Annotated in this window: 11 protein-coding genes; all 11 read left to right on the forward strand. The window is 65.9% G+C overall.

The genetic code is table 11. The features are described 5' to 3' along the window. Nucleotides 1-4: 4 nt before the first annotated feature. The gene (gene ugpC / locus F3H41_RS19180) at nucleotides 5-1,051 is read left to right on the forward strand and encodes a sn-glycerol-3-phosphate ABC transporter ATP-binding protein UgpC (protein WP_149740299.1); all 1,047 of its coding nucleotides are present in this window, start codon (nucleotides 5-7) and stop codon (nucleotides 1,049-1,051) included. A 121-nt stretch (nucleotides 1,052-1,172) separates the two neighbouring features. After that, nucleotides 1,173-1,472: a hypothetical protein gene (locus F3H41_RS19185; protein ID WP_149740300.1), complete on the forward strand. Its 300-nt coding sequence runs from the start codon at nucleotides 1,173-1,175 to the stop codon at nucleotides 1,470-1,472. Next, nucleotides 1,469-2,068, forward strand: a complete 600-nt coding sequence (locus tag F3H41_RS19190; RefSeq protein ID WP_149740301.1) for an ANTAR domain-containing response regulator — start codon at nucleotides 1,469-1,471, stop codon at nucleotides 2,066-2,068. Before F3H41_RS19185 ends, F3H41_RS19190 begins: the two co-directional genes overlap by 4 nt. 36 nt (nucleotides 2,069-2,104) lie before the next feature. After that, nucleotides 2,105-3,367 carry a CmpA/NrtA family ABC transporter substrate-binding protein gene (locus tag F3H41_RS19195; protein ID WP_149740350.1) on the forward strand — a complete coding sequence of 421 codons (1,263 nt, stop codon included), beginning with the start codon at nucleotides 2,105-2,107 and terminating at the stop codon, nucleotides 3,365-3,367. 351 nt (nucleotides 3,368-3,718) lie between these two features. Continuing rightward, nucleotides 3,719-5,017, forward strand: a complete 1,299-nt coding sequence (locus tag F3H41_RS19200) for a CmpA/NrtA family ABC transporter substrate-binding protein (RefSeq protein WP_149740302.1) — start codon at nucleotides 3,719-3,721, stop codon at nucleotides 5,015-5,017. Between the two features lie 91 nt (nucleotides 5,018-5,108). Then, nucleotides 5,109-6,023, forward strand: coding sequence for a nitrate ABC transporter permease (gene ntrB, locus F3H41_RS19205; protein WP_149740303.1), 915 nt, complete (start codon nucleotides 5,109-5,111; stop codon nucleotides 6,021-6,023). Between the two features lie 13 nt (nucleotides 6,024-6,036). Further along, nucleotides 6,037-6,834, forward strand: coding sequence for an ABC transporter ATP-binding protein (locus F3H41_RS19210; protein ID WP_149740304.1), 798 nt, complete (start codon nucleotides 6,037-6,039; stop codon nucleotides 6,832-6,834). 5 nt (nucleotides 6,835-6,839) lie between these two features. Next, the gene (nirB, locus tag F3H41_RS19215; protein ID WP_149740305.1) at nucleotides 6,840-9,290 is read left to right on the forward strand and encodes a nitrite reductase large subunit NirB; all 2,451 of its coding nucleotides are present in this window, start codon (nucleotides 6,840-6,842) and stop codon (nucleotides 9,288-9,290) included. 4 nt (nucleotides 9,291-9,294) lie between these two features. Continuing rightward, nucleotides 9,295-9,633: a nitrite reductase small subunit NirD gene (nirD, locus tag F3H41_RS19220; protein ID WP_149740306.1), complete on the forward strand. Its 339-nt coding sequence runs from the start codon at nucleotides 9,295-9,297 to the stop codon at nucleotides 9,631-9,633. Nucleotides 9,634-10,107: 474 nt separating this feature from the next. Continuing rightward, a complete protein-coding gene (locus tag F3H41_RS19225; RefSeq protein ID WP_149740307.1) occupies nucleotides 10,108-12,765 on the forward strand; it encodes a nitrate reductase in 2,658 nt (885 codons plus the stop codon). Then, entirely contained in the window at nucleotides 12,737-14,233 is a 1,497-nt protein-coding gene (gene cysG, locus F3H41_RS19230; protein WP_149740308.1) for a siroheme synthase CysG, read from the forward strand. Before F3H41_RS19225 ends, cysG begins: the two co-directional genes overlap by 29 nt. Nucleotides 14,234-14,595: the final 362 nt, after the last annotated feature.

Raw genomic sequence — 14,595 nt, forward strand, 5'->3', positions numbered from 1 at the left:
AATCATGGCCTCGGTCGCAATCGATCACGTTTTGAAGCAATACGGCGCCGCCGCCGTCATCCATGGCGTCTCCGTCGATATCGAAGACGGGGAGTTCGTCACCCTCGTCGGGCCGTCCGGCTGCGGCAAGTCCACGCTGCTGCGCATGCTGGCGGGTCTGGAAGAGATCAGCGGCGGCGAAATCCGCATCGATGGCCGCGTGGTCAACGATGTCGCGCCCAAGGAGCGCGACATCGCCATGGTCTTCCAGTCCTATGCGCTCTACCCGCACATGACCGTGCGCGAAAACATGGGCTTTGCGCTGAAGCTCCAGGGGCGCGACAAGGCGACGATCGAAAAGCTCGTCAACGAGGCCGCCGGCATCCTCGCGCTCGAGCCGCTGCTCGACCGCCTGCCGAAGCAGCTTTCCGGCGGCCAGCGCCAGCGCGTCGCCATGGGCCGCGCCATCGTGCGCCACCCCAAGGTCTTCCTCTTCGACGAGCCGCTCTCGAACCTCGACGCCAAGCTGCGCGTCACCATGCGCAGCGAGATCAAGGAACTGCACCAGCGGCTTGGCACGACCATCGTCTACGTCACGCACGACCAGATCGAAGCCATGACCATGGCCGACAAGATCGTCGTCATGCGGGCCGGCAAGATCGAGCAGATCGGCAAGCCGCTCGATCTCTACGACCGCCCGGACAACACCTTCGTCGCCACCTTCATCGGATCACCCGCCATGAACCTCTTCGACGGTGCCGTCGGCGACGGCGGCTTCGTGATCGACGGCGGGGTCACCCTCCCCTCCCCCGGCGGCCATGCCCCAGGCGGCGCCCGGACCTACGGCATCCGCCCGGAAGACCTCGACATTGCCGAGGCCGGCATTCCCGCGAAAGTCCTGACCGTCGAGCCGACCGGTGCGGAAACGCACGTGGTGGTGCGCATCGGCACGCAGCCGGCAACGCTCGTACTGCATCGCCGCGTGGAGCTGAAGCCCGAGCAGACGGTCCACCTGTCGGTGAAGGCGGACAAGATCCACCTCTTTGGCGCGGATGGCCGGCGGATCAACTGACGGCTGATCGGGCCGCCGCCCGTGCCTCGCCGGCCCGATCTTCGGGCCGGGCTTGCCGGCGACGTATCGCCTCGGCTGGCATGTTTCCTGCTTCTTCTCATCGGCGAGACAGGAGACCGGCGTGGCGTACCTACCCCTTTTGTGCATTGTGATCGGACTGAGCTGGGCGGATTTCTGGCCGGTCTACCGGGCGCCGGAAAGCGGGTCGCGGGCCATGCTGGTGAAGGCGGCCGTCGCGTCGAGCCTGTTCCTGAGCGCGCTGGCGTTGCTATCGGTGGGAACAGATGCCCTGACGGCGGTCCTGCTTGTGGCGATCAGCCTGGCGATTGCCGGCATGGCGCATCGTCGGCTCTCCTCGCCGCTCTCGCTGTCGCTCGCGAGCGCCAGCTTTGCCTGTTATTTCATCGGGACGCCGCTTTGAGCACCTCAAGGATCAGCGCCGACCTGACCATCCTCGTCATCGACGAGAATGCCATTCGCGCCTCCATCATCGAGGCGGGGCTGACCGAGGCCGGCCATTGCAATGTCACCGTCATTCACGAGGTGCAGGGCGTCGCGCGGCTGATCGAGACCCTCTCGCCCGACGTCATCATCATCGATATCGAGAACCCCAATCGCGACATGATGGAGCACATGTTCCAGCTGACGCGGACCATTTCCCGGCCGATCGCCATGTTCGTGGACCGCTCGGATACGGCGGCGATCGAGGCGGCCGTGGATGCCGGGGTCTCGGCCTATGTGGTCGATGGCCTCAAGAAGGAGCGGGTGAAGCCGATCCTCGACATGGCCGTCAGCCGCTTCAACGCCTTCAGCCGCCTGCAGCGGGAACTGGCGGAGGCGAAGACGGCGCTCGAAGAGCGCAAGGTGATCGAGCGCGCCAAGGGCATCCTCATGAAGATGCGGGGTCTCAGCGAAGAGCAGGCCTTCGCCCTGCTGCGCCAGACCGCCATGAACGAGAAGAAGAAGCTGGCCGACATCGCCCAGAGCGTGGTGACGGCCGCGGGCCTTTTGCTGTGATGCGCGAGGGGCCGCGGGAGAAAACGGGTGAGTGACATGTTCTCCATTGAGACCGGCGGTAATGCCGTGAAGGCACCGGTCCTTTCCACGGGCCGCGAACACAAGACGCTGCGCGCCGGCTTCATTCCGCTGATGGATGCCTCGATCCTGATCGTGGCGGCGGAGATCGGCTTTGCAAACCGCGAAGGCCTCACGCTCGATCTCGTGCGCGATGTGTCCTGGGCCAATGTGCGCGATCGCCTGGCCTTCCGCCAGTTCGACATCGCCCACATGCTCTCGCCCATGCCCGTCGCCTCGATGCTGGGGCTTGGCTCGAACCCCTCGCCGACGCTGACCCCATTCTCCCTCGGGCGCGGCGGCAATGCGATCACGCTGTCTGTTCGTCTTTACGAGCGCATGAAGGCGCAGGCAGGCCTTGCCGACGATGCGAGCGCGCTTGCCAATGCCAGGGCGCTGGCCGCCGTTCTCGCCGACATGAAGGCGCGCGGCGAGGCGCCGCCGACGCTCGGCATGACCTACCCCTTCTCCTCGCACAACTACGAATTCCGCTACTGGCTGGCGGCGGGCGGCATCGATCCCGACCGCGACGTGAAGCTCGTGGTCGTGCCGCCGCCGCTCACCTCCGATGCGCTGGCCGCCGGCGCCATCGACGGTTTCTGCGTCGGTGCGCCCTGGAACATGATCGCCTCGGAGCGCGGCACGGGGCGGATCGTGGCCGCCAAGCAGGATATCTGGCCGCTCGCGCCCGAAAAGGTGCTGGGCCTTCGCCCGGACTGGGCCGAGGCCAATGCCGACACGGTGTCGCGGCTGATCGTGGCGCTCGACCGGGCGGCCCGCTGGTGCGACGATCCCGCCCATCGCGACGACCTCGCCGCGATCCTGAGCGATACCCGCTACATCGCCGCGCCCCGCACCATCATCCGCCGTGTTCTCGACGGCGAATTCTCGCTGGATGCGCGGGGCACGAAACGGCGGATCCCGGATTATTTCCTCTTCCACCGCGGCGCCGCCAACTATCCCCGTCCGAACCAGGCGCTGTGGATCTACAGCCAGATGATGCGCTGGGGGCAGGTGGACTTCAGCGAGGCGAACATGGCCCGCGCGACCAGCGCCTTCCGGCCCGATCTCTACACGGCGGCGCTTGGACCCGACGCGATGCTCCCGGGCCCGGAGGATGCGGCCGCGCTCGAGATGTTCATGGACGCCCGCCGCTTCGATCCCGTCGATCTGGCGGCCTATGTGGCCGGCTTTCCCGTTCGCTCTCCGGTCGCCATGGCCACGGAAACCGACGAGGGCTGAATTCGTGCGCTGCACAAATCTGCGGCATCTGCGCAGAGGGCAAGGCCACGGAAGATGCAGGGTGCGGATTGCCGCCGCAGGGACGAGCGGTCCAGCGTCAGAAAAACCGCCTGTTTTTCAGGGTCATGAAGCGATGACCCAAAACTGGCACGCCCCTTGCTTTGTTTTTTCTGTCCGCGGTCAACGGCGATCGCAGGACGGATGAGCGCCCATGGTGGCGCATATAACCATCAGACACCGACGTCGCAGGCTTCTTTGCTGCCCGGCTCCTCCCGCCAGGCTCCAGCAGATGAGCAAGCGGCGTTTTTTTTGTTTCCGGATCTCCGTCGAACGCCAGAGGGACCACGAACCATGACGAAGACTACAGGAATGAACATCACCCGCCGTCAGATCCTCAAGGTCAGCTCCGCCGCTGCCCTCATCGGCGCGGTGCGCATGGCCTTCCCCTCCGGCGCTTTCGCCGCCAGCGCCGGGCCTGAGGTCGCCAGCGTCAAGCTTGGCTATATCGCGCTCACCGACGCCGCGCCGCTGATCGTCGCCAAGGAAAAGGGTATCTTCGAAAAATACGGGCTGCCGGATGTCGAGGTGTTGAAGCAGGCGTCCTGGGGCGCAACGCGCGACAACCTCGTGCTGGGCGGCGAGGCCAACGGCATCGACGGCGCCCATATCCTCACCCCCATGCCGTACCTCATCTCCACCGGCAAGGTGACGCAGAACAACGTGCCCGTGCCGATGTCGATCATCGCCCGCCTCAACCTCGACAGCCAGGGCGTTTCAGTTGCGAAGGAATATGCCGAGACCGGCGTGCAGCTCGATGCCTCGAAACTGAAGGACGCGTTCGCGGCCAAGAAGGCGGCGGGCGGCGAGATCAAGGTCGCCATGACCTTCCCCGGCGGCACGCATGACCTGTGGATCCGCTACTGGCTGGCCGCCGGCGGCATCGACCCGGACAAGGATGTCTCCACCATCGTGGTGCCGCCGCCGCAGATGGTCGCCAACATGAAGGTCGGCAACATGGACGCCTTCTGCGTCGGCGAGCCGTGGAACGAGCAGCTCGTCAACCAGGGCATCGGCTTCACCGCCTGCACCACCGGCGAGCTGTGGAAGGGCCATCCGGAAAAGGCGCTCGGCCTTCGCAGCGACTGGATCGAGAAGAACCCTGCCGCCACCAAGGCGCTGATGATGGCCGTGATGGAAGCCCAGATGTGGGCCGACAGCATGGACAACAAGGAAGAGCTTTCCACCATTCTGGGCAAGCGCCAGTGGTTCAACGTGCCGCCGAAGGATGTCGCCGGCCGTCTCAAGGGCACGATCAACTACGGCAATGGCCGCGTGGCGGAAAATACCGGCCTCGAGATGAAGTTCTGGAAGGACCATGCGTCCTATCCCTTCAAAAGCCACGACGCCTGGTTCCTGACCGAGAACATCCGCTGGGGCAAGTTCGCGCCCGACACCGACATCAAGGCCCTCGTCGACAAGGTCAACCGTGAGGACATCTGGCGGGAGGCCGCCAAGGAGCTTGGCGTTGCCGCCGCCGATATCCCGGCTTCCACCTCCCGCGGCCCCGAGACCTTCTTCGACGGCAAGGTCTTCGATCCCGAAAACCCGAAGGCCTACCTCGACAGCCTGACCATCAAGGCCAGCGCTTGATGCGCGCCTGCCCCTCACCCGGAAGCGATGAGGGGCGGCTCCGCCCGAAACGACACCGCAGGCGCCGTGCCGCTTGAAAAAGGACCAGCCCATGACCGCAACAGCCCGAAAGAGCATCACCGAGGCGCCCGTGACGCCGCCATCGGGAGCCATCGCCGCCCGGCCCGCCGGCACTGTCCTCACCCTGGCCCAGCGCCCGCAGGCGCGGCTGAATCTTGCCCGGCTCGGCCAGCACATGCTGCGCACCGTCGTGCCGCCGCTGGTGGTGCTGATCGCGCTCCTGGCGCTGTGGGAGGCCCTCTGTTCCGGACCGGGCGCAACGCTGCCGCCGCCGTCGCAGGTCTTCACCGACAGCTACGACCTGATCGCCTATCCCTTCTTCGATTATGGCTCGCAGGATATCGGCCTTGCCTGGCGCGTTCTGGTCTCGCTGGAGCGCGTGGCGATCGGTTTCGGGCTCGCCGCCGTCGTCGGCGTCCTGCTCGGCGCCGTGGTCGGCCAGTCCGTCTGGGCCATGCGCGGCCTCGATCCGATCTTCCAGGTGCTGCGCACCGTGCCACCGCTCGCCTGGCTGCCGCTGTCGCTCGCCGCGTTCCAGAACAGCAATCCCTCCGCCATTTTCGTGATCTTCATCACCTCGATCTGGCCGGTGATCATCAACACCGCCGTCGGCGTGCGCAACATCCCGGACGACTACCGCAACATCGCCCGCGTGCTGCGCCTCAATCCGATGGAATTCTTCATCCGCATCATGGTGCCGGCCGCCGCTCCCTACATCTTCACCGGGCTTCGTATCGGCGTCGGCCTCTCCTGGCTGGCGATCGTCGCCGCCGAGATGCTGACGGGCGGCGTCGGCATTGGCTTCTTCATCTGGGACGCCTGGAACTCCTCTCGCCTCTCTGACATCATCGTGGCGCTCGCCTATATCGGCGTGACCGGCTTTGTCCTCGACAAGCTGGTCGCAGCCCTCGGCAGCGTCGTCACCCGCGGCACGGCCCGCAACTGAGGAGACGACAGTCATGACCGCCTATCTCAAGATCGACCATATCGACAAAACCTTCGAACGTGCCGGCACCCGCACGGAAGTCCTGAAGGACGTGACGCTCACCATCGACAAGGGCGAATTCGTCTCCATCATCGGCCATTCCGGCTGCGGCAAATCCACCCTGCTCAACCTGATCGCCGGCCTGACGCGGGTGTCTTCCGGCGCCGTGCTTCTGGAAAACCAGGAGGTCAACGCGCCCGGCCCCGAACGCGCCGTCGTCTTCCAGAACCATTCGCTGCTGCCCTGGCTGACCGTCTATGAAAACGTCAACCTTGCCGTTTCCAAGGTCTTCGCCGGCCGCAAGAGCAAGGCCGAGAAGCACGATTGGGTCATGCGCAATCTCGACCTCGTGCAGATGGGCCATGCCAAGGACAAGCGTCCCTCCGAAATCTCCGGCGGCATGAAGCAGCGTGTCGGCATTGCCCGGGCGCTTGCCATGGAGCCGAAGATCCTGCTGCTCGACGAGCCTTTCGGCGCGCTCGATGCGCTGACCCGCGCCCATCTTCAGGACGCCGTGATGGAAATCCATGCGCGGCTCGGCAACACGATGATCATGATCACCCATGACGTCGACGAGGCTGTTCTCCTCTCCGACCGTATCGTGATGATGACCAACGGACCTGCCGCCCGCATCGGCGAGGTGCTGGACGTTCCGATCCCCCGGCCGCGCGACCGCATCGCGCTCGCCGCCGACCGCACCTACCTCAAATCCCGCGAAGCCGTGCTGAAGTTCCTCTACGAACGCCACCGCTTCGTCGAAGCCGCGGAGTAAGGACCATGGCCGAAAAACTCGTCATCATCGGCAACGGCATGGCGCCCGGCCGCATGCTCGAACACCTCTTCGAACAGGCGCCGGGTCTTTACGACGTCACGATCTTCAACGCCGAGCCGCGCGTCAACTATGACCGCATCATGCTCTCGCCGGTCCTCTCGGGCGAAAAGACCTTCGAGGACATCATCATCCATGGCGACGGCTGGTACATCGACAACAACGTGACCCTCTACAAGGGCCATCGCATCGTCGCCATCGACCGCGACGCCCGCACGGTCACCTCCGACCATGGCGTGACGGAGAGCTATGACAAGCTGGTCATCGCCACCGGCTCGGTGCCCTTCATCATCCCCGTGCCGGGCAAGGACCTGCCCGGCGTCATCACCTATCGCGATCTGGACGACGTCGACGCCATGCTGCTCGCCGCGCAATCGCGCGAAAAAGCCATCGTCATCGGCGGCGGGCTGCTCGGTCTCGAAGCCGCGGCCGGCCTTGCGCTGCGCGGCATGGACGTGACCGTGCTGCATGTCATGCCGACGCTGATGGAGCGCCAACTCGATCCCGCCGCCGGCTACCTGCTGCAGAAGGCGGTCGAGGAACGCGGCATCAAGGTCATCACCAAGGCCAACACCAGGCGCATCCTCGGCACGGATCGGGTCGAGGGCATCGAGCTCGACAATGGCACGATCATTCCGGCAACGCTGGTCGTCATGGCCGTCGGCATCCGGCCGAATGCGGGCCTTGCCAGGGAGGCCGGCCTTGCGGTCAATCGCGGCATCGTCGTCGATGCCGGCATGCGGACCTCCGATGGCGACATCCTCGCGGTTGGCGAATGCGCCGAGGTGGACGGCATGGTCTATGGCCTCGTCGCGCCGCTCTATGAAATGGCGCGTGTCGCCGCCGCCCATCTTGCCGGCGACAACAAGCCCGCCTTCGTTCATTCCGACACGCCGACCAAGCTGAAGGTGACGGGCATCAACCTCTTCTCGCTCGGCGATTTCGCCGATGGCGACGACCGCGAGGAGATCGTGCTGCGCGATGCGACGGCGGGCATCTACAAGCGCGTCGTCATCAAGGACAACCGCATCATAGGCACCGTTCTCTATGGCGAGACCTCCGACGGCGCCTGGTTCAACGACCTCAAGAAGAAGGGCACCGACATTTCCGCTATGCGCGATACGCTGATCTTCGGCCAGTCGTTCCAGGGGGGTGCGCCCCTGGACCCTATGGCGGCCGTTGCAGCCTTGCCGGATGATGCGGAAATCTGCGGCTGCAACGGCATTTGCAAGGGCAAGATCACCTCGACCATCACGGCCAAGGGCCTGACGACGCTGGACGGCGTGCGCGCCCACACCAAGGCGTCGGCCTCCTGCGGCTCCTGCACCGGCCTTGTCGAGCAGCTCATGTCGCTGACGCTGGGCGATGCCTATAACCCCGCCGCCGTCACGCCCATGTGCACCTGCACCGAGCTCGGTCATGACGACGTGCGCCGGCTGATCAAGGCCAAGGGGCTGACGTCCATTCCCGCCGTCATGCAGGAGCTGGAATGGAAGACCTCCTGCGGCTGCGCCAAGTGCCGTCCGGCGCTTAACTATTACCTCGTCTGCGACTGGCCGGACGAGTACGCCGACGACTACCAGTCGCGGTTCATCAACGAGCGTGTGCACGCCAATATCCAGAAGGATGGCACCTATTCCGTCGTGCCGCGCATGTGGGGCGGCGTGACGAATGCCGCGGAGCTGCGCGCCATCGCCGATGTCGTGGACAAGTTTGAAATCCCGATGGTGAAGGTCACCGGCGGTCAGCGGATCGACCTGCTCGGCATCGAGAAGGAAGACCTGCCCGCCGTCTGGGCCGATCTCGGCAAGGCCGGCTTCATCTCGGGTCAGGCCTATGCCAAAGGACTGAGAACCGTGAAGACCTGCGTCGGCTCCGACTGGTGCCGCTTCGGCACGCAGGATTCGACCGGGCTCGGCATCCGCATCGAGAAATTCATGTGGGGTTCGTGGACCCCGGCCAAGCTGAAGCTTGCCGTTTCCGGGTGTCCGCGCAACTGCGCCGAGGCGACCTGCAAGGATATCGGCGTCATCTGCGTGGATTCCGGCTTCGAGATCCATTTTGCAGGCGCGGCCGGCCTCGACATCAAGGGCACGGATGTTCTGGGTCTCGTCAAGACCGAGGACGAGGCGTTGGAGCATATCGTGGCGCTCACCCAGATGTATCGCGAGCAGGGTCGCTATCTCGAGCGCATCTACAAATGGGCCAAACGCATCGGCCATGACGAGATCCGCCGGCAGATCATGGAGGATGGCGACAAGCGCCGCGCCTATTACGAGCGCTTCGTCTTCAGCCAGAAGTTTGCCCAGGTCGATCCCTGGTCGGAGCGCGTCTCCGGCAAGGACAAGCACGAGTTCAAACCGATGGCTACCGTCGGCTTTCCTCAGGCAGCGGAGTGAGATCATGAGCACGACCTTCATCGCCATCGGCCATATCGACGACATTCCGCTGCGTGGCGCGCGCTGCGTGAAGACCCCGGACGGCAAGATCGCCGTCTTCCGCACCGCCGAAAACGAGGTCTTCGCCATCGAGGACCAGTGCCCGCACAAGGGGGGGCCGCTGAGCCAGGGCATCGTCCACGGCAATGCCGTCACCTGCCCCCTGCACAACTGGGTGATCTCGCTGGAAAGCGGCAAGGCGCTCGGGGCGGATGAGGGCGCGGTGCGCACGATCCCGGTGCGCAATATCGACGGTCAGCTGTCGATTGCGCTCGAGGCTACGGCACTCTTGGCGGCGGAGTGAGGGAGATGATGGTGGGCGCGGCTTTCCCTCTTCTCCCCTTGGGGAGAAGTGCCGAACGGAGTGAGGCGATGAGGGGTTCCCACTTCCGCAAAGGGAGGGAGACCCCTCATCCGGCCCTTCTGGCCACCTTCTCCCCAAGGGGAGAAGAGACAGGGCTCCGCCTGGATCAGGCAGGGGAAGGCATCCCATGGCGCGTGGACAACCGAGATCGCCTCGCTGACAACGCGGCAGGCAACCGAATGCTCACATTCTTCGCCGTCATCCTCGGGCTTGACCCGAGGATCCAGTCGCGGGCGGCGGCGATGGGGGCGTGGATCCTCGGATCAAGCCCGAGGATGACGGGCAGGGTGTGGGTGCGTCGCTGCATCGCGGCCCTGTCGACAACCGGTTGCGACCGGATGGACGCTGCGCTCCGTTCCGCGTCAATTGGTTCATTCTCCACCTCCTGTCCTGCGAAGATCGGGAGCCGCACCCATGCCTACTGAAACCCGCACCACCTGCCCCTATTGCGGCGTCGGCTGCGGGGTCATTGCCCGCGTCGAGGACGACGGCGCCGTCAGCGTCAAGGGCGATCCGGACCATCCGGCCAATTTCGGCCGTCTCTGTTCCAAGGGCTCGGCGCTGGCCGAAACGCTGGATCTCGACGGGCGCGTGCTGGCGCCGCAGGTGCATGGCAGGACCGCAAGCTGGGATGCTGCCCTCGATATCGTGGCGCAGCGCTTCAAAGAGACGATTGCCGAGCACGGGCCGGATTCGGTTGCCTTCTACGTCTCCGGCCAGTTGCTGACCGAGGATTACTACGTCGCCAACAAGCTGATAAAAGGCTTCATCGGCTCGGCTAATATCGATACAAATTCAAGGCTTTGCATGGCATCTTCCGTCGCCGGTCACAGGCGCGCCTTCGGCTCGGATACGGTGCCGGGCTGCTATGAGGATCTGGAGCTTGCCGATCTCGTGGTTCTCACCGGTTCGAATATGGCCTGGTGCCACCCGGTGCTCTACCAGCGCCTTGCCGCCGCCAAGGCAGCGCGTCCGGAACTGAAGGTCGTCGTCATCGATCCGCGCCGCACGGCGACCTCTGATATCGCCGATCTGCATCTACCGGTTCGCCCGGATGGGGACGTTGCACTCTTCAACGGCCTGTTGGCCCACCTTACCGAGGCAAACCGCATCGACCAGGGCTTCGTCGGCGAACACACGTCCGGCTTTGGCGCTGCGCTGGTGGCGGCCGGGCGGCTCGACATGGTGGCCCTTGCCGAGGCCACCGGCCTTTCGGCCATGCTGCTGCGCCGGTTCTTCCATCTCTTCGCCGAGACCGAGCGAGTGGTGACCTGCTACAGCCAGGGCGTCAACCAGTCGGCCGCCGGCACGGACAAGGTCAATGCCATCCTCAACTGCCACCTCGCCACCGGCCGCATCGGCCGCCCCGGCATGGGCCCCTTCTCGCTGACCGGTCAGCCCAATGCCATGGGCGGGCGCGAGGTCGGCGGGCTCGCCACCATGCTCGCTGCCCATATGGCAATCGAAAACCCCGTGCACCGGGAGCGCGTGCAGCGCTTCTGGGCGTCGCCCGTCATGGCTGAAAGACCGGGCCTCAAGGCTGTCGAGATGTTCGAGGCCGTGGCGGACGGGCGCATCAAGGCGATCTGGATCATGTCCACCAACCCTGTCGTCTCCATGCCGGATGCGGATAGGGTGCGCTCTGCGCTTCTCGCCTGCCCCTTCGTCGTCGTCTCCGACATGCAGGGCGACACCGACACGGCGCGGCTGGCCCATGTGCTGCTTCCGGCGGCCGGCTGGGGGGAGAAGTCCGGGACCGTCACCAATTCCGAGCGCCGCATCTCGCGCCAGCGCGCTTTCCTCGGTGCGCCCGGCGAAGCGCGACCGGACTGGTGGCATCTGGCCGAAGTTGCCCGACGCATGGGCTTTGCCGATGCCTTCACTTACGCCGGCCCGGCGGTGATCTTTGCCGAGCACGCCGGGCTTTCCGCTTTCGAGAATGAAGGAGAACGCAGCTTCGACATTGGTGCCCATGCCGACATCGACGTGGACGGCTATGAGGCCCTCTCCCCCTTCCAGTGGCCGCAGCCGAAGGGCGCGCGGCCGCAGAAGCGCCTTTTTGGTCAGGGAGTCTTCCAGACCGGCGACGGCAGAGCGCGCTTCATCGCCGTCACGCCCGCCCCTGCCCTGCCCTTCGATCCCGCCGCGCCCTTCATCCTCAACACCGGCCGTATCCGCGACCACTGGCACACCATGACCCGCACAGCGAAGGCCGCGAGATTGTCTGCCCACATTGCCGAGCCCTTCTGCGAGATTCACCCATCGGATGCGCGCGCTCGCGGCATTGCCGACGCGGATCTTGTCACGGTCGCGCGGCCGGGCGGCTCTGCCATCATCGTGCGGGCCCTGCTGACCGAGCGGCAGGCGCGCGGCTCCGTCTTCGTGCCGATGCACTGGACGGGCGAAACGGCGCCGAGCGCGCGTGTCGACGTGCTGGTGCCGGGACGGACCGACCCCGTCTCCGGACAGCCAGCCCTCAAGCAGGCCGCCGTCGCCGTCGAGAGATATGCGGCGCCCGCCTATGGTTTTCTCGTCTGTGCCGAAAAGCCTGCCGACCTCCCCTTCCCCTACTGGGCGATTGCAAAAACGGAGGGCGGCTACCGGCTGGAACTGGCCGGGGCCATGCCCGCCGAAGGCTGGGAAGCGTGGCTGCGTGGTAGCCTCAAGCTCTCTGACGGCATTGCAACGTCAGGCTATGTCGATCGCAGCGAAGGCGAGCATCGTGTGCTGGCCTTTGCGGACGGGCGTCTCCTGGCCGCGCTCTTCGTGTCACGCGAGCCGGTTGCGGTCTCCCGCCAATGGGCGGCGGACCAGCTCGCGGCAGACCACCCCGATCCGCAGGCCCGCACCCGCCTCGTTGCGGGCCGCCCCTCCCCGGATCGTCCGGACAAGGGCGCCATCGTCTGCTCATGCTTTTCCGTCGGCATCAACGAGATCGCAGCCGCCGTTCAGGCAGGCTGCCAGTCGGTGGAAGCGGTCGGCGCGTGCCTTAATGCCGGAACCAATTGCGGCTCCTGCCGCCCCGAAATCAGGAGGATCCTCGATGCGACCCATCTCCTTGCCGCCGAGTGACGCGTCCGAGCGGATCGCCCCGCTCGCCAAGCTGCCGGTCTTCTGGAACCTTTCGGGCAAGCGCGTCGTGCTCGCCGGCGGATCGGACGGCGCGGCGTGGAAGGCCGAACTGCTGATAGCCTGCGGCGCAACGGTCGATCTCTATTGCCCGTGCGAAGACGTCGGCGACAGCATGGCGGCGCTGGTCGAGAAGGACGGCGTGACCCACCATCCCCATCCCTGGCATTGCGGCGTCTTCGCGCGCGCGGCGCTGGCGCTGGCCGATTGCGAAACGGAGGATGAGGCCCGGGCCTTCTTTTGCGCGGCGCGGGCCGCGGGCGTGCCCGTCAACGTGATCGACAAGCCGGCCTATTGCCAGTTCCAGTTCGGGTCGATCGTCAATCGCTCGCCGGTGATCGTCTCCATCTCCACGGACGGAGCGGCTCCGATCCTCGGCCAGGCGATCCGTCGTCGCATCGAGACCCTGCTGCCGCCAGCGCTCAAGCAATGGGCGGCGCTGGCCCAGGCCCTGCGCGGGACGGTCAATGCGCGCCTTGCGCCCGGCCCGGAGCGCCGCCGCTTCTGGGAGCGCTTCGTGGACCGCAGCCTCTCGACCAATGCCGCACCCGGGGCGGGCGACGCGGCGACCTTGCTCGCCGAGACCGACCGCCTTGTCGAGGCGCCGTCGATCGGTTCCGTCACTTTGGTCGGGGCGGGACCTGGCGACGCCGAACTGCTGACACTGAAGGCCATGCGTGCCCTGCAGGCGGCCGATGTCATCCTGTTTGATGATCTCGTCTCCTCCGAGGTGCTGGAACTGGCGCGGCGGGAAGCGAAGCGCTTTCTCGTGGGAAAGCGGGGCGGGCGCGAAAGCTGCAAGCAGGACGATATCAACGACATGATGGTGCGCTTTGCCAAGGACGGCAAACGTGTGGTGCGGCTGAAATCCGGCGACCCGATGATCTTCGGGCGCGCCGGCGAGGAGATCGAGCGGCTGGAGGCCGAGGGCATCCCGGTCGAGGTCGTGCCGGGCATTACGGCCGCCTCGGCCATGGCGGCATCGCTGAAGACGTCGCTCACGCATCGCAATCACGCCCAGCAGGTGCGCTTCGTCACCGGCCATTCGCGCCACGGCGTGCTGCCGGCAACGCTGGATTGGGCCTCGCTGGCGGCCCCCGGCCAAACCAGCATCTTCTATATGGGCGGCCGCACCGCGAGCGCCATCACGGCCGAACTGTGCGCAAGGGGCATGCCGGCTGACACGCCGGTTGCCGTCCTCTCGGCGGTCAGCCGCGCCCGCGAACGTCGCTGGACGGGACGGCTCGACGCGCTGCCCGCTGCCATCGGCGAGATCGGCGTCGACGAACCGGTCCTGATCGGCATCGGCGCGGTCTTCGCAGCGGCGGCACGCGCCGGACACCGCGACGTCACGCCATCGCAGGCCGCGGATAACCCGCCGCCCAGAGCAGCACGACACGGCGCGCGGTAAGGGGATCCGCGTACCCCTCCCCTCCCCTCCAAGGTTCAGCGGCTGCACCGCAATCCGGGGGACTTGCAGCCTCGAGCCCAAGACACGGCTCGGCGACTGCGCGCGCGTCCCTGCCAATCCTTCCTTCCCCAATTCGCAAGGAACGCCTGCAGTGATCGGGGCGGCTCCCCGGTGTCCCCTCCCCTCTGCGTTTTGCTGCGCAGATCGTCTGCGACTCAGCTATTCCGAAGTTCTCGAGCCTGTCGCCCTGCGAAGGGCATGCGGCAGGTGGACAAAACTTGCGGCCGAAAAATCACGCGCCTTGCACAAGGGCCGAAGATCAAAGCGAAAAATTCGAGGCGTCGCCGAAATCGCGCCGCGGT

This window comes from Rhizobium sp. RU20A (assembly GCF_900155885.1).
In the GTDB taxonomy this organism is placed as follows: domain Bacteria; phylum Pseudomonadota; class Alphaproteobacteria; order Rhizobiales; family Rhizobiaceae; genus RU20A.

Bases quoted from the DNA above. Each gene is read 5' to 3' on its own strand.
- F3H41_RS19200 (WP_149740302.1), top strand. From the start codon at position 3,719: ATGACGAAGACTACAGGAATGAACATCACCCGCCGTCAGATCCTCAAG.
- ugpC (WP_149740299.1), top strand. From the start codon at position 5: ATGGCCTCGGTCGCAATCGATCACGTTTTGAAGCAATACGGCGCCGCC.
- F3H41_RS19210 (WP_149740304.1), top strand. From the start codon at position 6,037: ATGACCGCCTATCTCAAGATCGACCATATCGACAAAACCTTCGAACGT.
- nirB (WP_149740305.1), top strand. From the start codon at position 6,840: ATGGCCGAAAAACTCGTCATCATCGGCAACGGCATGGCGCCCGGCCGC.
- cysG (WP_149740308.1), top strand. From the start codon at position 12,737: ATGCGACCCATCTCCTTGCCGCCGAGTGACGCGTCCGAGCGGATCGCC.
- nirD (WP_149740306.1), top strand. From the start codon at position 9,295: ATGAGCACGACCTTCATCGCCATCGGCCATATCGACGACATTCCGCTG.
- ntrB (WP_149740303.1), top strand. From the start codon at position 5,109: ATGACCGCAACAGCCCGAAAGAGCATCACCGAGGCGCCCGTGACGCCG.
- F3H41_RS19225 (WP_149740307.1), top strand. From the start codon at position 10,108: ATGCCTACTGAAACCCGCACCACCTGCCCCTATTGCGGCGTCGGCTGC.
- F3H41_RS19195 (WP_149740350.1), top strand. From the start codon at position 2,105: ATGTTCTCCATTGAGACCGGCGGTAATGCCGTGAAGGCACCGGTCCTT.